At 49.4% G+C, this 20,551-nt stretch carries 16 protein-coding genes and 1 tRNA gene; 11 read left to right on the top strand and 6 right to left on the bottom strand.

All coding sequences use genetic code 11. The features are described from left to right. Positions 1–28 precede the first annotated feature (28 nt). From mutY to OI69_RS11620, 4 genes are all read left to right on the top strand, one after another. Positions 29–1,135 carry an A/G-specific adenine glycosylase gene (gene mutY, locus OI69_RS11635; protein WP_039350409.1) on the top strand — a complete coding sequence of 369 codons (1,107 nt, stop codon included), beginning with the start codon at positions 29–31 and terminating at the stop codon, positions 1,133–1,135. Next, positions 1,132–1,404: an oxidative damage protection protein gene (locus OI69_RS11630; protein ID WP_010282845.1), complete on the top strand. Its 273-nt coding sequence runs from the start codon at positions 1,132–1,134 to the stop codon at positions 1,402–1,404. Before mutY ends, OI69_RS11630 begins: the two co-directional genes overlap by 4 nt. 51 nt (positions 1,405–1,455) lie before the next feature. Beyond that, positions 1,456–2,529 carry a membrane-bound lytic murein transglycosylase MltC gene (gene mltC, locus OI69_RS11625; RefSeq protein WP_039350406.1) on the top strand — a complete coding sequence of 358 codons (1,074 nt, stop codon included), beginning with the start codon at positions 1,456–1,458 and terminating at the stop codon, positions 2,527–2,529. A gap of 451 nt (positions 2,530–2,980) precedes the next feature. Then, on the top strand, positions 2,981–3,391 hold the full coding sequence (locus OI69_RS11620) for a DUF2628 domain-containing protein (RefSeq protein WP_039350403.1): 411 nt from the start codon (positions 2,981–2,983) through the stop codon (positions 3,389–3,391). Positions 3,392–3,505: 114 nt separating this feature from the next. On the opposite strand, the gene OI69_RS11615 is transcribed toward OI69_RS11620, so the two are convergent. After that, the gene (locus OI69_RS11615; protein WP_154715546.1) at positions 3,506–4,339 is read right to left on the bottom strand and encodes a phosphoenolpyruvate hydrolase family protein; all 834 of its coding nucleotides are present in this window, start codon (positions 4,337–4,339) and stop codon (positions 3,506–3,508) included. Positions 4,340–4,349: 10 nt separating this feature from the next. Beyond that, entirely contained in the window at positions 4,350–5,570 is a 1,221-nt protein-coding gene (locus OI69_RS11610) for a Tm-1-like ATP-binding domain-containing protein (RefSeq protein WP_039350392.1), read from the bottom strand. A 288-nt stretch (positions 5,571–5,858) separates the two neighbouring features. Here OI69_RS11610 and OI69_RS11605 point away from each other — a divergent pair, with 288 nt between their 5' ends. Beyond that, complete coding sequence (locus OI69_RS11605) at positions 5,859–6,488, top strand: TetR/AcrR family transcriptional regulator (RefSeq protein ID WP_039350388.1); 630 nt, start codon at positions 5,859–5,861, stop codon at positions 6,486–6,488. A gap of 372 nt (positions 6,489–6,860) precedes the next feature. Continuing rightward, the gene (ansP, locus tag OI69_RS11600; protein WP_039350385.1) at positions 6,861–8,312 is read left to right on the top strand and encodes an L-asparagine permease; all 1,452 of its coding nucleotides are present in this window, start codon (positions 6,861–6,863) and stop codon (positions 8,310–8,312) included. Positions 8,313–8,361: 49 nt separating this feature from the next. Here ansP and OI69_RS11595 read toward each other — a convergent pair whose 3' ends face one another. After that, entirely contained in the window at positions 8,362–10,515 is a 2,154-nt protein-coding gene (locus OI69_RS11595) for an ornithine decarboxylase (protein ID WP_039350374.1), read from the bottom strand. Positions 10,516–11,205: 690 nt separating this feature from the next. Between OI69_RS11595 and OI69_RS11590 the strand changes: the two genes are divergently transcribed. Then, positions 11,206–11,281, top strand: a tRNA-Phe gene (locus tag OI69_RS11590). Positions 11,282–11,444: 163 nt separating this feature from the next. Further along, positions 11,445–12,704: a tyrosine-type recombinase/integrase gene (locus OI69_RS11585; RefSeq protein WP_039350371.1), complete on the top strand. Its 1,260-nt coding sequence runs from the start codon at positions 11,445–11,447 to the stop codon at positions 12,702–12,704. A 903-nt stretch (positions 12,705–13,607) separates the two neighbouring features. Here OI69_RS11585 and OI69_RS11580 read toward each other — a convergent pair. Beyond that, positions 13,608–13,829: a helix-turn-helix domain-containing protein gene (locus OI69_RS11580; protein WP_039350368.1), complete on the bottom strand. Its 222-nt coding sequence runs from the start codon at positions 13,827–13,829 to the stop codon at positions 13,608–13,610. A 100-nt stretch (positions 13,830–13,929) separates the two neighbouring features. Here OI69_RS11580 and OI69_RS11575 point away from each other — a divergent pair, with 100 nt between their 5' ends. Next, entirely contained in the window at positions 13,930–14,187 is a 258-nt protein-coding gene (locus OI69_RS11575; protein WP_039350363.1) for a helix-turn-helix domain-containing protein, read from the top strand. A gap of 85 nt (positions 14,188–14,272) precedes the next feature. Beyond that, positions 14,273–14,521: a helix-turn-helix domain-containing protein gene (locus OI69_RS11570; protein WP_039350361.1), complete on the top strand. Its 249-nt coding sequence runs from the start codon at positions 14,273–14,275 to the stop codon at positions 14,519–14,521. Between the two features lie 519 nt (positions 14,522–15,040). On the opposite strand, the gene OI69_RS11565 is transcribed toward OI69_RS11570, so the two are convergent. Beyond that, on the bottom strand, positions 15,041–16,252 hold the full coding sequence (locus OI69_RS11565; RefSeq protein WP_039350359.1) for a hypothetical protein: 1,212 nt from the start codon (positions 16,250–16,252) through the stop codon (positions 15,041–15,043). A 48-nt stretch (positions 16,253–16,300) separates the two neighbouring features. Further along, complete coding sequence (locus tag OI69_RS11560) at positions 16,301–18,376, bottom strand: RNA-binding domain-containing protein (RefSeq protein ID WP_235319678.1); 2,076 nt, start codon at positions 18,374–18,376, stop codon at positions 16,301–16,303. Between the two features lie 866 nt (positions 18,377–19,242). Between OI69_RS11560 and OI69_RS11555 the strand changes: the two genes are divergently transcribed. Beyond that, entirely contained in the window at positions 19,243–20,502 is a 1,260-nt protein-coding gene (locus OI69_RS11555; protein ID WP_039350355.1) for a tyrosine-type recombinase/integrase, read from the top strand. Positions 20,503–20,551: the final 49 nt, after the last annotated feature.

The following is a 20,551-nucleotide window of genomic DNA, read 5'->3' as shown; positions in this document are numbered from 1 at the left end:
TTTACCTGTCGGATAGTGATCCCATTTTATGATGCAAGCGCAGCAGTTCGCCCACCAGGTGCTGAACTGGTATCAACGCTATGGCCGTAAAACCTTGCCGTGGCAGCTTGAGAAAACGCCCTATAAAGTATGGCTATCCGAGGTGATGTTGCAACAAACGCAGGTCACCACGGTTATTCCCTATTTCCAACGCTTTATGGAACGTTTTCCAAACGTGGGCGCGCTGGCGGCAGCACCGCTGGATGAAGTGCTCCATCTATGGACCGGGCTGGGGTACTACGCCCGTGCGCGCAATCTGCATAAAGCAGCACAAACCATCGTGGCACACCACGGCGGCGAATTCCCCACCACCTTTGATGAAGTGGCAGCGCTGCCAGGCGTTGGGCGTTCTACCGCCGGAGCCGTACTGTCGCTCTCTCTCGGCCAGCATTACCCGATTCTCGACGGCAACGTGAAGCGCGTGCTGGCACGCTGCTACGCTGTTGACGGCTGGCCAGGTAAGAAAGAAGTCGAGAAGAAACTGTGGACGCGGAGTGAAGACGTCACGCCAGCCGAAGGCGTCAGCCAGTTTAATCAGGCCATGATGGATCTCGGCGCAATGGTTTGCACCCGCAGTCGCCCCAAGTGCGAGCTATGCCCACTGAGCACGGGCTGTGTGGCCTACGCCAACCACAGTTGGGCACAATACCCCGGAAAGAAACCGAAGCAGACGCTGCCGGAAAAAACCGGCTGGTTCTTGCTAATGCAACAGGGTTCTCAGGTCTGGCTGCAACAGCGCCCCGCGGTGGGGCTGTGGGGCGGGCTATTTTGCTTCCCACAGTTTAGCGAACGGCAGGAATTGGAACTCTGGCTGCAACAACGTGGTCTGAATCCTGATGGATTGCAACAGCTTGTCGCGTTCCGCCACACATTTAGCCATTTTCATCTGGATATCGTTCCGCTCTGGCTGGACGTATCGCAGATCAATCGTTCACAAAACAGGTCCTGCATGGATGACGGTGCAGGTCTCTGGTATAACTTAGCGCAGCCGCCGTCTGTCGGACTGGCCGCCCCGGTAGAACGTCTGCTGAGGGAGCTGGCTCACCCGCAGTCAACACATTTGAATGCCTGCGCCATTGATGAGGAAGAAGCATGAGCAGAACGATTTTTTGTACCTTTTTACAACGCGACGCCGACGGGCAGGATTTCCAGCTCTACCCCGGCGATCTGGGCAAGCGCATCTATAACGAAATTTCTAAAGAAGCCTGGGCGCAGTGGCAAACCAAGCAAACCATGCTGATCAACGAAAAAAAACTCAGCATGATGAATGTTGACGATCGTAAGTTACTGGAACAGGAAATGATCAAGTTCCTGTTTGAAGGGAAGGACGTTCACATCGAAGGCTATACGCCTCCGAGCCACTAAGATGGCGGGCTTTCGGCCCGCTAACGTCCCTATTCCGACACGGCTTGTTATATGAAGAAAATGTTAGCGCTGCTGGTGATTGCACCACTGCTGGTTTCCTGTTCAGGAAACAAAGGGAATGCCGACAACGAAGAGTTTATCAAGGACACCAACGCCTTCGATATTTTGATGGGGCAATTTGCCCACAACATTGAAAATATCTGGGGCATGAATGAAGTACTGATCGCAGGCCCAAAAGACTACGTTAAATACACCGATCAATACCAAACACGTAGCCACATCAACTTTGATGCCGGTTCAATCACTATCGAAACCATTGCGGCGACCAATTCCGTTGCCAGCCTGCGCCAGGCGATCATTACCACCCTGCTGATGGGCGATGACGCCACGAACACTGACCTGTATTCCGATGCTAACGACATTCAGATCAGCCGCGAACCGCTGCTGTACGGACAGGTGCTGGATAACACCGGACAACCGATCCGCTGGGAAGGGCGCGCCGCTAGCTTCGCGGATTATCTGCTCCAGAACCGCCTACAAAAACGCACCTCCGGCCTGCATGTGATCTGGTCGGTCACGATCCAGCTTGTGCCGAACCACCTGGATAAGCGTGCGCATAAATACCTGCCGCTGGTGCGTAAAGCTTCTGAGCGTTACGGCATTGAAGAGTCGCTGATTCTGGCGATTATGCAGACAGAATCCAGCTTCAACCCTTACGCCGTCAGCCGTTCCGACGCATTGGGCTTGATGCAGGTGGTACAACACAGCGCCGGGCGCGATGTCTTCAAGATGAAAGGGAAATGGGGCCAGCCGAGCCGTAGCTACCTGTTCGATCCAGAACAGAACATCGATGCAGGCACCGCCTACCTGTCGATTCTGAAGAACAGCTATCTGGCAGGGATTGAAAACCCGACGTCGAAACGCTACGCCGTCATCACCGCGTATAACGGTGGCGCAGGCAGCGTATTACGCGTCTTCTCCAGCGATAAGGATCGCGCTGTCAGCATTATCAACAACATGTCGCCGAGCGATGTCTACCAAACGCTGACGACGAAGCACCCGTCTGGTGAATCACGCCGCTACCTGTACAAAGTGAACACGGCACAGAAAAATTACCGCCGCTAATTTATGTGCGCCCCAGCACGCCGCGCGACCGGGTTAACTCCGGCTGCGCGGCTTTATCAGGTAAACATTTCTCCGCGATCCCCTTACCGTTGATTGCCGCGATTCTGCTGGTTATTTTTTCCGCGTCCAAATTCTGGACATGCAAAATAAAGAGAGTTGGAATTAGCGAAAATTACAAGCATGTACTTCTACTACAATATGTGCGCTTGGTTCATAAAAATGAACCGTAAATACGGTCTCACCTGCCGTTAATGCGACTACGTTGACAACAATATTAATTCATAATCACGCTACTAATAACAAATTAAATTATTAAAATGTAATTATAAAAACATGCCTCATGTATGCATCGTAAAAAGACCATAGTGGCGACAAACAAAATCATGCGGTAAAATCGCTACCGAAATTATTCACCGAAATATTATTCATATCGTTAAACAAGGAAGTTGTTATGGAAAACACGGCAGAGAAGCAATACTCAAAAAAATGGCAAACCCGCTTCGCATTTTTTGATGCGTTTGGCGGGCCTTCCTCGCCCGCTTATAAAGCAGCATTCAAGAATCTCACGTTTTTAAAGCGGATTTTAATTCAGGGCAACTTTATTGCTTTCTTATTTGGCCCAATTTACTTCTTTGTACTTGGCTTATGGCGAAAAAATCTGACGCTATTAGGCATCGTTATTTCTATTAGCTTTATTATTTCTTTTATTGAAGTCGTGGTTGATGCCACACTGCCTAAATATATGGACACCCCTATCGGCCTTGTTTTTAGCTCTCTTTGGTCACTCACTGTTAACTACGCCTACTACCTACAAGAAACCCGAAACAGCAAAAGCTGGAACCCGTTTGAAGGAATGCGCTAACCCTTCCCACAAGAAACTACGGCCAGCATAAGCTGGCCGTATTCCCTGATATTGGCGCAAAATTTACCCACCTCTCCACTTGGGCATCGGCAGGTAGAGAACCCAAAAAGTCTGTTATCGCTTAATTTTTTTGAATTGTTGTGTCGTGGCCGTTAACGCGGTTTCTGTCGGCAACCGCTCCATCGAGCTGGCACCGTAAAAACCATCGCACTGCGGGCAATGATCCATAATAAACTGTGCATCCTGCGGTGTTGAAATCGGCCCACCGTGACACAGCACAATCACGTCCTTACGAATGGCTTTTGCCGCATCCGCCCAGTGATTAATCAACGGAACGCAATCCGCCAGATTCAGCGCCGTTTCCGCGCCAATGTTGCCGCCAGTGGTTAACCCCATGTGCGGCACAATAATATCCGCCCCCGCTTTCGTCATCGCGACCGCATCCGGCGCGCTGAACACATAAGGCGTGGTCAGCATGCCTTTTTCATGCGCCAGACGGATCATGTCCACTTCCAGCGCATACCCCATGCCAGTTTCTTCCAGATTGGCGCGGAAATTACCGTCAATCAGACCCACGGTTGGGAAGTTCTGCACGCCGGAGAAACCCAGCGCTTTAAGATCATCCAGAAACTTATCAAACTGACAAAAAGGATCGGTCCCGTTTACACCTGCCAACACTGGCGTATGCTTCACAACCGGCAGCACCTCTTTCGCCATATCCACGACAATCTCATTCGCATTGCCGTAAGCGAGCAAGCCAGCCAGCGAACCTCTCCCCGCCATGCGATAGCGCCCGGAGTTGTAAATTACAATCAGATCGATACCGCCCGCTTCTTCACATCTTGCGGAAAGCCCCGTTCCCGCCCCGCCGCCGATAATCGGTTCGCGGCGGGCAATCATTGCGCGGAATTTTGCCAGCAGTTCCTGGCGATTCATGCCTGACATCATGGCTCCCTTCTTATTTCACTAAAGCCCGGAACGCATCAACAGCGGCATGGGCAAATAACGGATCGTTAATATGGAAAGGCAGACGAATAATCTGTCGTCTTGCCGTTTGTTGCACCACGCTCTCCAGCGTGCTGATAAACGCCGCACGCGCGTCAGGGTGCCAGAATGCCTGATCCGGCGCATCCAGTGCGGAGAAACCGTCTTCCGGGATCAGGAAACGAACTTCCCCCTCGCAGCGGTTCAGCTTCTCCCCCATCCAGCGCGCCATCGCGACATTTTCATCTATGGTGGTGCGCATTAACGTGACCTGCGCATTGTGGTTATAGAACAGACGATGCGCGTATTTCTCCGGTACGCTGGCGGGTGCGCCAAAATTCACCATGTCCAGCGCACCGCAGGACGCCACATAAGGCACCTGCGTTTTGGCTATCACGTCAAAGCGTTCCGGCCCACAGGCCAGCACGCCATCAAACAGTAAATCGCACACTTCCGTCGTGGTGAGATCGAGTACGCCGGCGAGCAAATGGCTATCCACCAGCTTTTCCATCGCTTTCCCACCGCTGCCCGTCGCGTGAAAAACCAGACAATCAAACTCCGCTTCCAGCAAGTTACTGGCTTCCTGAATACAGGGCGTCGTTACGCCAAACATGGTCAGGCCAATCGCAGGCTTATCTTTGTGGTGTTCCTGAACATGAAATTTCACAGCGCCAGCGATCTGGTGCGCGGCGTTGCCGAGAACCTGACGAGAAATGCGGTTCAGACCTGCGACATCGGTAACGGAATACATCATGCTGATATCGCTGGCACCGATGTAACCGGAAATATCGCCGGAGGCCATCGTCGAAACCATCAGCTTCGGCATCCCAATCGGTAAAGCCTGCATCACAGGCGTAATCAGTGCCGTACCGCCGGAACCGCCAAGGCCGATCAGCCCGGCAATATCATTGCGGGACAGCATGAAGTGCTCAAATGCAACCGCCATGGCGCTAATCGCCTGTCCTCTGTCGTGGCAAAACACCGCCGATGCGCCCTGCGGGTGGTAAGACGCCACCGTTTCTGCGCTGATATCAGTAGTATTCAACATCCGTACATCCGTTGACGGTGCCGTTGACAGATCGACAGTGACGGTTTTCAGGCCAGTCGCTGCAATCAAATCACGGACATAACTCTGTTCTTTTCCTTTAGTATCCGCTGTACTGGCAATATAAACGCTGCCAACTTCACTTCTCACTTGGTATCCCTCCCACCATTAGTGAAACAATTAACAGTTTGATATAAAAGTAATTATATAAAAACAAAAACTGAAAGAGATTACTTTATCGCCATAATGAGACTTAAGTATCACAAAGACAAATCATTAAATACCCAAACGAGACAAAAGTCTCAAAATGCCATGTATCGCATTACATCAACAGTAAGAAAGCTTGACGTGGCACAAGAATCACTCAATTTGCTATAGTTCAGGCGACAACGCCGTGCTGCCCGATAGCTTCCGGCCCGAAAATTCAATGAGGTCTATGTGATTGAACGGGATGAAAAACTGACATCAACACGGGCGAAAACCCGTCGTTTACTGATTGATACCGCCATGAATATGTTCGATCAAGGCATATTCCCTTCTATTACCGATGTTGCCGCTGCGGCTCAGCTTTCGCGCGCGACGGCCTATCGCTATTTTCCGACACAAAGCGCGTTAGTCTCCGCCGTGGTCGGCGAAAGTCTTGGCCCGATTCTGGCGTGGCACCCGACTCAGCCGGATGCCAGCGAACGCGTTGCCGAACTGCTGCGTTTTGCCTACCCCAGGATGCTGGAGCACGAAGGTGCATTGCGTGCGGCGCTGCATCTGTCACTGCAACAATGGGCCGATCGCCGTTCTAACCGCCTTCATACAGATTCCCTGACGCGCGGTAACCGTAAACGCCTGCTCAAAATTGCCACTGAACCGCTGGAAGGGAAAATCACACCGGAAGCACAACAGCGGGTGATTTATGCCTTGTCGCTCATTTACGGTTCCGAGGTTTTTCTGGTGTTGAAGGATATCTGGCATCTGGAGGAAGAGAGCATTCAGGATGTCACACAGTGGGTTGCCAAAGCCATTTTACGGCAGGCAGAGGAAGACGCCGCGCAGGCCGATGCACCGAAAGCCTAACGATCGCAAGAATGCGCTATTCCACCCCAGTCAGGTTCGCACCACTGGGGCAACATCCGCCCCGTTTAAAACGATATATCCCCACACGCTTTCACTTTTTGACACACCTTCCCTTCATCCATTTTTGCCACAGCCTCCAGGAAAAGGTAGCATCTCTGCCGCTGTTTTCTGCCATGCGACTTACCACACTCAACGCACCATAAAAAACGCCGGGAGCGTTTTTCAACGTTACGTAGCAACGGCCCGAAGGGTGGCAGACAGGGATGTCCGACATAAAAAATGTCACAGGCGAAAACATAGTCATTTGAATGAAAAAAATAATAGCGAACGCGTCACCACGGGATGCGTGACAGACAGGAAAACACCGAGTAAATGACACAACATTCCTCAACCAATCGCGAGCATCATGCCGACGGACAGCAGTTTCAGGAAAAGGGTTATCACCAAAGCATCGGCAATCGCCACGTACAGATGATCGCGATTGGCGGCTCTATCGGTACGGGTTTGTTTCTTGGCGCAGGCGCTCGTCTGCAAATGGCAGGGCCAGCGCTAGCGCTGGTCTATCTGGTATGCGGTATTTTCTCTTTTTTCATCCTGCGTGCGCTGGGTGAACTGATTGTTCATCGCCCCACCAGCGGGAGCTTCGTGTCCTATTCGCGCGAGTTTCTCGGTGAAAAAGCCTCCTACGTCGCAGGCTGGATGTACTTCCTCAACTGGGCGATGACCGGGATTGTCGACATCACCGCCGTCGCGCTCTACATGCATTACTGGGGTACGTTTGCCGATGTCCCCCAGTGGCTATTCGCGCTGGGCGCACTGTCCATCGTCACGCTGATGAACCTGATCGGTGTGAAGTGGTTTGCCGAAATGGAGTTCTGGTTCGCACTGATTAAAGTCGCGGCTATCGCCATTTTTCTGGTGGTCGGCACCGTCTACCTCGGCACCGGCAGCCCGCTGGACGGCAACACGCCCGGCCTGCATCTGATTACCGATAACGGCGGCCTGTTCCCACACGGTATTCTGACTGCGCTGGTGCTGGTTCAGGGAGTGATATTTGCCTTTGCGGGGATTGAGATCATCGGGACAACGGCGGGAGAGTGCAAAGATCCGCAGAAGGTGCTACCGAAGGCGATTAATAGCGTCATCTGGCGTATCGGCCTGTTCTACGTCGGCTCAGTCGCGCTGCTGGTTTGTCTGCTGCCATGGAACGCCTATCAGGCCGGACAAAGCCCGTTCGTGACCTTCTTCAGCAAGCTGGGCGTTCCCTATATCGGGACGATTATGAATATCGTAGTGCTGTCAGCCGCGCTGTCCAGCCTGAACTCCGGTCTGTATTCGACGGGACGCATCCTGCGCTCGCTGTCGCTGGGTGGTTCGGCACCCACCTTCCTGTCGAAAATGAGCGGCCAGTCCGTGCCCTATACCGGTATTTTGGTCACGGTCGGCATCCATATTATCGGCGTGGTACTGAACTACGTAGTGCCGTCGCAGGTGTTTGAGATCGTCCTGAATATCGCCTCGCTCGGCATTATCTGCTCGTGGGCATTCATCATTCTGTGCCAGATGCAGTTGCGTAAAGCGATTCGTCAAGGGAAAGCCAAACCGGTGGCGTTCAGAATGCCCGGTGCGCCCGTGACATCATGGCTGACGCTGGCTTTTCTGGTGAGCGTGTTGGGGCTGATGGCGTTTGATTACCCGAACGGCACCTGGACGGTTGCGACGGTTCCGGTGCTGGCAATCCTCTTGATTATCGGCTGGCGCGGGCTGAAAAAGCAGCGTGAAGCGGTGAAACTCGCCAACCAGCAGGAATCCAGCCTGCGTTAAGACAGAAAATATTCAGGCTCGTTTCCGAGCCTGAATATTTTAACCGTCGCTACGCTTCTACCACGTAACCATACAACCGCTTACTGCCATCGTCTTCCGCGACGCTATAGACGCCCTGTAATTCCGGGGAAAAACCGGGCAGCAGGTTAATCCCCGCTTCCAGCGCCAGAAAATAGCGCTGTACCGCCCCGCCCCAGGTTTCTCCCGGCACCACACACAGCACGCCCGGCGGATACGGTAATGCGCCTTCTGCCGCGATACGCCCTTTTGCTTCAGCAATCGGAACCAGCTCGATATTCCCGCGCACAAATTCCCTGTTGGCATCCTGCGGCAGCATCACTACCGATGGAAACTCGGTTTTGCGGAACATCGCTTTTTGCAGATCTTTCACGTTGTGCTGCGCGTAAAAATCATGCATTTCCTGACACAGCCGACGCAACCGGTAACCGCGATAACGCTCTTTGTATTTCTGATACAGGCTAGGCAGCACTTCGCTCAGCGGCGCATCGCGCGCAATCAGCGTTTCGAAATGCACCAGCGCATTCACCAGTTCCTGCATTTTGGCAGCATCTTCCGCTGGCGTTAGCAGGAATAGGATCGAGTTCATGTCGCATTTTTCAGGGATGATACCGTGCTCGCGCAGGTAGTTGGCCAGGATCGTCGCCGGAATACCAAATTCGGTATAATCGCCGCTAATCGCATCAATACCCGGCGTGGTCAGCAGTAACTTGCAAGGATCGATAAAATACTGATCTTCCGCATACCCTTCAAACGCGTGCCATTTCTCACCCGGCTCAAAGTTGAAGAAGCGCACGTCCTGCGCGATGGTTTCCGTATCGTGATCCTGCCAAAGCGCCCCGCCCACCGTCACAGGCACAAACGGTTTGATGAGCGAACAGCGCGTCAGCAGTTGTTTACGCGCCTCAATGCCCAGCTTCACACAGTCCATCCACATCCGACGCCCACTGGCCCCTTCGTGCATTTTGGCATTGATATCCAACGCGGCGAACAGCGGGTAAAACGGGCTGGTCGATGCATGCAGCATAAAGGCATTATTCAGTTGCTTATGATTGCAGAAACGGCGCTGACCTTTGATGTGCGTGTCTTTTTTATGAATCTGCGAAGTCTGGGAGAAGCCCGCCTGCTGCTTATGCACCGACTGAGTGACGAAAATGCCCGGATCGTTCTCGTTCAGATCCAGCAGCAGCGGCGAGCACTGCTCCATCATCGGGATAAACTGCTCGTAACCCACCCAGGCCGAGTCAAACAGAATGTAATCACACAGGTGCCCAATGCTATCGACCACCTGACGCGCGTTATAAATCGTGCCGTCATAGGTGCCAAGCTGGATGACGGCCAGACGAAACGGACGCGGCTCTTTGGCACGTTCCGGCGCGACTTCCGCGATCAGCTTGCGCAGGTAGGCTTCATCAAAACAGTGTGCATCCACACCGCCGATAAAACCGAACGGATTGCGCACCGTTTCCAGATAGACGGGCGTTGCCCCCGCCTGAATCAGCGCACCGTGATGGTTGGATTTATGGTTGTTACGGTCAAACAGCACCAGATCGCCGCGCGCCAGCAGCGCGTTCGTCACCACTTTGTTCGCGGAAGAGGTGCCGTTCAACACGAAATAGGTTTTATCGGCGTTAAACACGCGTGCCGCGTGCTTCTGCGCCTTCTTCGCCGCGCCTTCGTGGATCAGCAAATCGCCCAGTTTGACATCCGCGTTACAGATGTCCGAACGAAACACGTTCTCGCCGTAAAATTCAAAAAACTGACGCCCCGCCGGGTGCTTGCGGAAGAACTGACCGCCCTGATGCCCCGGGCAGGCAAACGTCGTGTTTTTCATGTTGACGTACTTGGTCAACGTATCGAAAAACGGCGGCAATAGCGTATCCTGATAGGCTTTCGCCGCACGCTCCAGCACGCTCGCATGTTCGCCGTCGTCATCAAGAATCAGCCATTCACTGCCCGCAGGCAGAACATCGGACTCTTTATCTTCATCAGGCTCTTCGACAAACGCCGGAATGCTAAAGCCCGTGTGCTGCAATATCGACAAAATGCCGCTACGGGCTTCCTCAATTGAAACCACGACCGCCGCCACATCGGTAAAGTCAGTCTGGCTCAACGCGACAATCTCGCGCGTAGTGATTAAACGGGTGGCAACCGCTGCATTCGCCGCAATTTTTAACTGTTTCATGTAACCAAACCCAAACGGTTAAGGGTAAGTGTACGTGCCTGGAAGACACCGTTCAGGGATAACAATCCCGACCAATCACAATGCCAATCAATAACGACAAGCGCATGATCCCTACAGCTAAACTGTAGGCTAAGAATGGAAAAACTGGAGCCAGCACCATCCGATAGACATCAGTAAAAGCAGAGCCGTACTCTATTTTTACTCATGCCTAACAGTGAGCGAACGAACGCCTCACCGCATGGTGAAGGAGGATAATCGACGGGAAGAAAAGCAAACGGCGCAGGGGTAAGAAGAAACGCGCAGTGACGTCATCAACGAGCTGGCGCAAGCGTGCTGCACCATGAGCAATGAATCTGACATATCGGCGATCCTCTTTTAGCTATACGCTAGCTACGCGTCTAACTATGCTTAAAGGGACGTTCAGGTGAACGAGACGTTAAAAAACCGCGCAATAGTGGCATTATTTTTCATCAAATTCAACAATTCAGGCAGTACTCAACGCGGTAAAAAGTGCAACGAGCCATGCGATGCATAATAAATGAAAAAAACGTGGCCGCACTAAGTGTGCTGAAAGGATCGCCAGAAACTGACCAGCAAATAATACAATTGCCTGAAAATAGCGCAGGCGCTCCGCTTTGTGACAGAAACCCGTTGACGCCACGCGGCCAATACGGTTTAATGCGCCCCGTTGCCCGGATAGCTCAGTCGGTAGAGCAGAGGATTGAAAATCCTCGTGTCCTTGGTTCGATTCCGAGTCCGGGCACCATATTTTTGTTTTGGGACGTCCCTATGCGTCCGGGAACATAGAAAAATCAGTGAGTTGATGAAAATCTGGAGTACCTCAAGGTACTACCAGATTTTTTGACATCCGTAGTTTTTGGGGGCTTAATTGGGGGCCTGTCGGTTCGATAAACTACGGAGCCCCCACCATGCCTCTGACTGATACCGCCATACGCAACGCCAAGCCGCTCGATAAACCTTACAAACTCAGCGACGCGCAGGGTCTGTACCTGCTGATTAAACCTAACGGTTCCAAGCTCTGGCATCTTAAGTACCGCTTCGGCGGCAAGGAGAAAAAGCTGGCGTTTGGCGCTTACCCGACTGTCTCGCTTGCCAGTGCTCGTAAACTGCGTGAAAAAGCCCGGACTATTCTCAGCGCAGGGAACGATCCCGGCGTAAAAAAACAGCACGACAAACAGGCGAAGAAAAACGGCAATACCTTTGAAGCCGTCGCCCGTCAGTGGGTGGGCGCCAACATTCGCTGGAGTGAGGCACACGCCGCCAAAGTCCTGCGTTCACTGGAACTGCACGTTTTCCCGCTCATCGGCAATGTCCTTGTCACCGACCTGAAAACCGCCAACCTGCTGATCCCGCTGCGGGTAGCGGAGAAAAAAGGTTGTCTGGAAACGGCTGCACGGATACAGCAACGCACGACGGTCATCATGCGTTACGCCGTACAGGAAGGACTGATTGCCAGCAATCCGGCCAATGACCTCTGCGGTGCGATCACCCCGCCGCCGAAAAACCATTACCCTGCCCTACCGCTGGAAAAGTTGCCGGAACTGCTGGAAAGGATAGAAGGCTATTCAGGCAGACTGCTAACAAGGTTGGCGGTACAGCTTAATTTGCTGATCTTTATCCGCTCCAGTGAATTGCGTTTTGCCCGTTGGACGGAGATCGATCTGGATAACGCCATGTGGACACTTCCCGCACAGCGGGAGCCCATAGCTGGCGTGCGCCACTCAGAGCGTGGCGCAAAAATGAAAACGCCGCATCTGGTGCCGCTGTCAAAACAGGCGGTAACGGTACTGAAGCAGCTAAAACTGTTGTCCGGCAACGGGGATTTACTTTTCCCCGGCGATCACGATGCCCGTAAGCCAATGAGTGAGAACACCATCAACAAGGCACTGCGCACGATGGGCTATGACACACAGGTGGATATCTGCGGACATGGCTTTCGCACGATAGCATGTAGCGCGTTGATTGAATCAGGTCGCTGGTCAAAAGATGCTGTGGAGCGGCAGATGAGCCATCAGGAGCGCAATCACGTCCGTGCCGCCTATATTCACAAAGCGGAACACCTCGACGAACGGACTCAGATGATGCAATGGTGGTCAGATTATCTCGATGCCTGCCAGCATCAATTCATCCCGGCTTATCGCTTTGAGAAGTCGATTAAGGTTGCCTGAGCCAGACTGATACACCGATGGAATAAGTCGCTTCTAATCGAACAGAGGCGGCTTATCTTGTTTCTCTACGCCGCTGTTGTATCAGGGCTGAGGCGGAGCGCAGCAAAGCGAGCACCGAACATCCCTGATAAAACAGCGGATTTTTCACCATCGCAATTACCCGTGTTTACAGGGACAAACGATATGACAGGCCGCGCTTGTATGGCTTTTTAATGGATGCGAACAGCAGCAATTAAAAAGTGGCGTAAGGCGAGTAAATTCCATTTCGTAGAAATGGCTAATTTGCGTCGCCCGAACCCACCCGCGAGCGTTTCCCCCAAGGGAAACCGAGCTGGCCGGGGGGAGCCGAATAAATTTTGCCGCCCCAGCGAGCAAAAAGACGCGCCCACGCGTCGGTTTATTTGGGGGGCTTGCCCCGCACACCGTCGCCGCTAAGTCTCCGGCCACAAGCCGGTAGCGAGGCGCGACCAACCCATTTAAAGCCGTGTTTCCTGTTATTTCGCACCGAGCTTGCGAGAAAGAGAAATAACAGGCTAAAACGCGCGTCTTAAAGGGGTTGGTCGCGCGTAGCGCGCGACGGTGTGCCGCCGTCGACCCTGGGGGTTTTGGCGTGGCGTCCAGCCGCGACGTTACCCCCATGCGACAGGCAATAAGGGCGTCCAGCCCGTATGAACTGGCGCACGCCGTTTTGTGCCGGGAAATATATTTTCCGGAACAGGGCTGCATTGCTGCCACTGCATTCGCCTCACACTCTCGCCGCATACATTCGCCCCATACCATAGGGCGAAGTAATGAGGCGAGAGCATGGGGCGAACAACAAAAGTAAACTGTCGCGCTTCGCTTGCCTTCTCCCGAACCGTTACCGACCTAGTTCGATAACGGTTCGGGATATCCTGTTTTACTTTAACGATCTTCTGATTTGCGGTAACGGGAAGGCCAGATTTCCGCAGGTGAAACCCCCAGCGCTTCCGCAATCAGCCTTTCCCCTTTCGGCCAGTGTTTTGTTAACGCGTTTGCCAGCGTGGAAGACGCTAACCCCGCTTCTCGGGAAACGGCTGCCAATGTTGTTCCCTTCTTTCTTAACCCGGCGATGATATCTGCCGGGTGCCAATCATTTTTATTCATATCTCTAACTCCGCTCTATAACCGATCCAATTATCCCATTTTGGGATAATTGGATAAATGGCTGATATTCGATTTTGGGATATCAATCAAGGTTAACGAGATGGCATCAATTTATTCAGAAGAATATCAATGTGTTATAAAAACGCTCCGCGAAACCAGAATCAAAAAAGGCATAAGCCAGCAAAGTCTGGCCAAATCGCTGGGTCGCCCACAGTCATTTATTGCTAAAGTAGAAAATGGTGAACGCAGACTTGATGTTGTGGAATTTGCCTATATTGCGCACCTTCTATCAGTAGACATGACTACAGTTTTAAATAAAATAATTAATAAAAAACAATTATTTAACTGTATTACTTGACAAAACAAAGACATATAAATCCCGTTTTGGGATAAAGCAGTTTGTCATTGATAGTCAATTCGGTCTCTCTAACGGAATTGATAAGATGGCGTCCATTTACTCCGATGAATATCAACGTGTTATCAAGTCACTGCGTAAAGCACGTATAGCGAAAGGAATCACACAGGAAAATCTGGCTCAAGCACTTGATCGGCCTCAGTCGTTTATTGCCAAAGTTGAGAATGGAGAAAGAAGGTTGGATGTTGTGGAATTTATCCATATCGCACGTTTACTCTCGCTTGATCCTGCAAAGATCATTGCCAAGCTTCCGGTGAAATATAATCCCTTGAGCTAAGGAAATTGTTTTTCCGGAAGTTCAAAATTGGACATACTCAACTAAATCGGTAGATTAAACATGCAGTAGTTCTTAAGCACTACCTCATTATTAGAAATGTGCAATAATTTCACCATAATTCAATAATTTCGCTTGAATTTTAGAATAAAAAAGACAAATAAAAATCATATACCACCAATGTATATTTTCAGAAAATAAAGCCTAGCATCTGATTTTCATAGCCCGATTAAAGATACTGTAATTGGTGAGAGATTAAGAAATTTTTCAGACCGAAAACATCACGCAATATAGAATAAAAATAATCACTACAGAAATACAACTCCATTATATGGAATCAGACAAATTAATAGATTAAAACATCCTTATACTTTATTAATTCTATAGAGTTATTTTTATCCATAGAGAAAATATAAACTGGCCCTGTATATCCCACTACATTTAATATTAATTTATGGAAAAGATTTAGACATTGCAGAGTTTTATTTCTTTTTTCTTGTTGTTGAAGGAAATCAAGACTTTTCACCTGAGGATGCGCTGCATCATTACGTATGTCAGACCAGATTTTTTATCACCAACATCAATTACACCCTCTGTGATTAAAACGTCAAGAGCCTTAGATACCGTAATATTTTTCCAGTATGAAACACTACTTATTAGGCGTTGTTTATGATTTTCTGAAACGTTTATTTCTTTAATAAATGATTTTATTTTTTCAATATCTGAAATTAATTTATTATCTATTCTGTTTTTTTTGAATGCGGGGATATAAATATCATTCAGTATTCCTTCAATTGCGACAGAAAGAACTAACTCAGTTATTGAATTCTTTGTTTGAAATCCATACCATACCTGAACCCATTGACTATATATACTATTAAAATAATCACGTTTTTTTTGATGAACTTCATGAATTTTCTTGAAAAGCTCATAACTATGCTCAACTTCATATTTTTTACCCATATCATTTATAACTTGTTCTGGGATTGGGTTTGAAGAACGTTTATGTGTATTCTGATTATTAATACTTTTTATCGTTGAGACAATCTTATCATCTTTATTTTTTATCACTACATACGGTTGTGGAAAAACACCTCCTGAAAACCCAACATAAAAATTTATACAATCATATAAATCATCGGGATCAAAATTACCAGTAACTCTAACCATACGAAATTTTTCTTCATTATTTATTCTTACTTTAAATTCATTTAATTCGATAAATGTTTCATTCCAAGAATAGCTCTCAGACTCAGTGGAGCTTGATGTTTTTCTATTTGAAATATTAGCAGGGATGTGTAATGATTCTGCGAATTCATAATACAAATAATCATCACGTGAATCAGATAATCTATTTTCTACAAACGTAATAAAAGGGAGTTTTGTATATAGTATATGAGTAGAATTACAATCAAATATATTTAATTCAATAGAAAACCCTTCGGCCGTAAATTTCATTCCCTCTAATGAGATAAATTCAGCAAATAGCTTCTCTAATGGATTAAGGCTATCACTAGGGTATTTTTGTAAAAAACCATTTTTTATGGTATATTGCGATTTTGTACAAATAAATTCCAAATATAATGTTCCATATTTATTCTGTCTAATAACACCATGTCCAGAGAGCTCAAGCCCATCAGGAATATTCTGCCAAATCCTAACCGATAAGCAATGAAGTTCTAATTTTGAATTAAGAATAGAATCAATAGTTTTACGATTTAAATAAGTACTCATTTCATAGAACCTTACTTATCAGGATAAATATATATCAGCTACTTAGATTCAAACAGCACTATACCCCTGCTTTGGGTCATTCTTATACTGCGGAAAAGCCAGCTTCAGTTCCCCTTGCTCCACTAACGGTTTTAGGTACTGCTGACGCAGCGCATTAGGATTACGACTAAGGATCTGTCCCAGCGCAGCAACAGAAATATACTGCCCCTGACACACATTCAGGATAACACTCTTCATCAGCGCTTTATCCCCCAGACGCAACTTTTCACGCGGAACCGCAGCTAAAGTAAACAACGAATCCCGGAAAGCCTCGGTGAGGTTGCCAACATCATCAATATAGGGTCTTTCGATAAAGCGGTTAAGCAAACGGCCATACTCATCCCTGGACGCGGGTTGATCGTACTCGGCGTTATATGTAGAGCTTTCCTCGTTATGTGTGGAGCTCTGCTCGTTATATGTGGAGTTACCCTCGTTATGTGTGGACCTCTGCTCGTTATATGCGGAGTTACCCTCGTTATGTGTGGAGCTCACAACCGCACCTAACGAGAAAACCTCATCCGGTGTCATGACCGATACGCCGGGCAAGGTGTAATATTTGCTTTTCTGCTCCCCCTCTGAGACCAGAAAACCTTTACTTTCCAATCGGGGAAGCGTCAGCGTGACTTCGCGGGAGTGCCGTGTTGTTAACTGGCAGGCTCGTTCATGGTTGACCCATCCTTCAATCGCCACCGTTGCAACAATCACCTGTTCAAAATCATCAAGCAGATCGAAGGCCTCGCCAAATCGTTGATGCAGGTCATCCAGAACATGCTGCGGGATCAGGCTAGCGGTAGAAAGCTCTAATAGCGTCTGTGCAGGAAACATTTTTTCCCAAAGTTTGGGGGTTCTCCAGTTAGCCGATTTCCAGCCGCTGAAAATCTTTGGCATCCCTGAACCTGCTTTCTCACCCAGACCAATAAGCAAAAACATCTGGTGTAGTAACCTGTTACGGCAATCACTGACACCACCCGCAATCACATCTTCCAACGGCAGACGCATAAAGCCAGGATTGCGAAAACCAAACATATCGGGACGTTTGACGATCAAAATAGAAACTCGGTCGGTAAAATCAGCATGGACCAGCGTGTTGACCAGCGCTTCGCGCAGCGCAATATGTACTGGCGTATCCGTTCTGCGCTGACCCTCTTCAAGAGTAAACGGGATTTTCAGATCGGCGACCAGCTTTTGGTATACCTTGCGATAAAAATCAAACAGGTTTCCTGACCATGTCCCGTCCGGACATACCCGATCCACCCAACGTAGCTCCGTTTTGGCCTCGGGGCGTTCCTGATAATCCACCATATAGTTAGGCGCAGCGGCAATAATCGCATCCCATTTACCAAACATGAGAACCCCAGCCAGCGTAATTCCCTCTTTTCCAGTTTCTCTGTCTTTACGCCATCCACCAACCATTTTAAATAGTTCAAACGGCTCGCAGGCCAGATAAGGATGCTGCGGATTATTTGCCGAAAGCAAATTGCGGTAAACTTTCAGACTGTCCAGATCGATATCGTCCTGAAAGGTGTAGTGTTCAGAAAGCACTTCATTATCACGGCTGTCGTGGATCTGCTCTGCAAGCATCCGTTTGACGGTGATATCATCACAAAGGCGATCGCCTTCGTGTAGACGTTGATACGTGTTACCAAATGGGGACTTTTTCAGGTGAACCGGCTTTTGTTTGCGCATCGCCTGTGGAATATGGATCGCCAGAACGTCCGTTCCCTGCAAAGAGATCTGTTGCACATCGTTTTCTGATCTCAGCACATTCGCACTGACCCGATCGCGATCGTTTAACTGATTAAACAGATCGGTCTTAATCTTTTCGGGATCAACAATGCCAACTGGTGTAAATTTTCCAGCCTGTTCTTTTACACCTAGAACTACCCAACCGCCCCGACCATTCGCCATTGCGGAATAGGTGGGCCAGAAGTCTTTCGGTAACTCGCCTTTGCCATCTTTCCCCCCTGCCAGCTTGAACTCTACCTGTTCCGATTCGACAAGGGTTTGCAGATCTATAATGTCTTTTATTTGCAAAGGCATAGAGATTTCTCTGGCTGAAAAATGTTCGGCTATATCATACCGCATCTGCCGAATATCCGGTAGGTTGTAAGAGATAAGACAAAATTCAGATCATAGAACGTCTATCAAGAAGGTTGCGGTTTTCATTAAAGGTTTTTAATGCTACAAGACTTTTAACAATGAGTGTCAATTCATCAATCTGGGGTACCAGCAAGTCCGATAATGCGATAAAAGGGCGTGATTTCTAAGACTATGATGTGGTGGTTTGAAAATTTCCAAATTTGCCTATCTAAAGACGAATATTTGGCAAAAATTTAAACCAACCGATTGTAACTTTCTCTCACTAAAGCAAAGAAGGTAGATACCGGAAGCAACTTGCACTCAGGGAATCTAATCAGGCTATGCTGATTAGATATCTCAATCATCAAATTTGCATATTTCAAAAATATTAAAAAAATATAATTTAAAACAAACAATTACTTAACTTAGTCGCAAATATTATCTCAAAACCTTCAATATCATATCTCAATGAAAGCTAATCAAAATCCCGCGACTGAAGGTAAGACTGAGTTTTTACTCTTAAACTATACACGGTTCAATCCACATATAACGAAGCCCCATTCGTACAATGACGTTTTTTCGCGACAACCATCACAAAAACAAAGCGATTTTTTATGGGGGCTTTCATGGGGGCGCAGCTTGATCGTTTTTCCAACAAAAACAATAATAAACAGCAAGTTAATCGTGAGTATGATTCCGAGTCCGGCACCACCTTTCCTTTTTTATGCCTCCTTATCAATTTCTATGTGTATGTAATTCAATAAGTTGGCGTAAAAATCTTTTCCGATGCGTTTTGATTTATCCCTTCGTATCGGGGAATTTGTGGGTCAGATTGCGGGTCATTCAGTTCGATGAACGGGAGTGACCCTCACATGTTAACTGACAGCAAAGTCCGATCCGCGAAACCTCTCGCAAAATCTTATAAGCTCACCGACTCGCAAGGCCTGTACCTCACGATATCCACCAGCGGCGCTAAGCTATGGTATTTCCGCTATCGCTTCGGCGGTAAGGAAAACCGTCTGGCTTTTGGTCCCTACCCGCAAACTACACTGGCGGAAGCCCGTGAAAAACGCGATGCGGCGCGTAAGCTGCTGGCATCCGGCATCAGCCCTTCTCAGCTTCGCAAAACGAACAACCCCGCCGTTGATGAATCCCGCACCTTTCAGTATGTCGCTCAGACGTGGCACACCAGTAGCCTGAAACTCTGGTCAGACGCACACGCCGATAAAATACTTACCTGCCTGAAACGCTACGTGTTCCCTACGATTGGCGCGATGGATATCACAAAGGTTGAAACCCGCCATCTGGCACAGTTGGTTAAGGCAATTGACGACAAAGGCGTGCATGACGTCGCCGGACGGGTACGCCAGCATCTGACCAAAATCATGCGTCACGCCGTCCAGCAGGGCGTCATCAAATATAATCCGGCTTACGATTTGGATGGCGTCGTGACCCCGGTGGCGACCCAACATCACCCCGCCCTGCCACTAAAACGCTTACCTGAACTGCTGGAGAAAATGGAAAACTACAAAGGTCGGATGCTGACCCGTCTGGCGCTGGAGCTGAATCTGCACGTTTTTCTGCGCTCCAGTGAACTCCGTTTTGCCCGCTGGGATGAATTCAACCTGAAAGCGCATATCTGGAGCGTGCCCGCCCAGCGCGAGGCGGTAAACGGCGTGCGGTTCTCAGAGCGTGGCGCAAAAATGAAGGATGAGCATCTGGTGCCGCTGTCACGGCAGGCGGTCGCCTTGCTGAAACAGATTCAGGCAATTTCCGGCGAATCGGTCTTCGTTTTTCCCGGCGCACATACGCTAAACAAGCCGATGAGTGAAAACACCATCAACAAGGCACTGCGCGTGATTGGCTATGACACCAAAAGCGAGGTATGCGGCCACGGTTTCAGAACCATGGCCTGTAGCGCCCTGAACGAGTCCGGACGCTGGTCAAAGGATGCCATTGAGCGGCAGATGAGTCACAAAGAGCGCAACGGCGTGCGGGCGGCCTACGTGCATAAAGCGGAGCATCTGGAAGCCAGAATCGAAATGATGCAATGGTGGTCGGATTATATGGACGTCAACCGCGAGGGCTACGTCGCGCCTTATATTTATGCGCGGAGTCATTCGGCTGGCTAACGCGCTGCGCTTGTTGGCTCCTGACGGGCTTTCTATGTGATAGAAAACC

The organism is Pectobacterium fontis (assembly GCF_000803215.1).
Lineage (GTDB): Bacteria > Pseudomonadota > Gammaproteobacteria > Enterobacterales > Enterobacteriaceae > Pectobacterium > Pectobacterium fontis.
The sequence above is the reverse complement of the archived record's forward strand: the minus strand, read 5'-3'. Positions and strand labels throughout refer to the sequence as shown.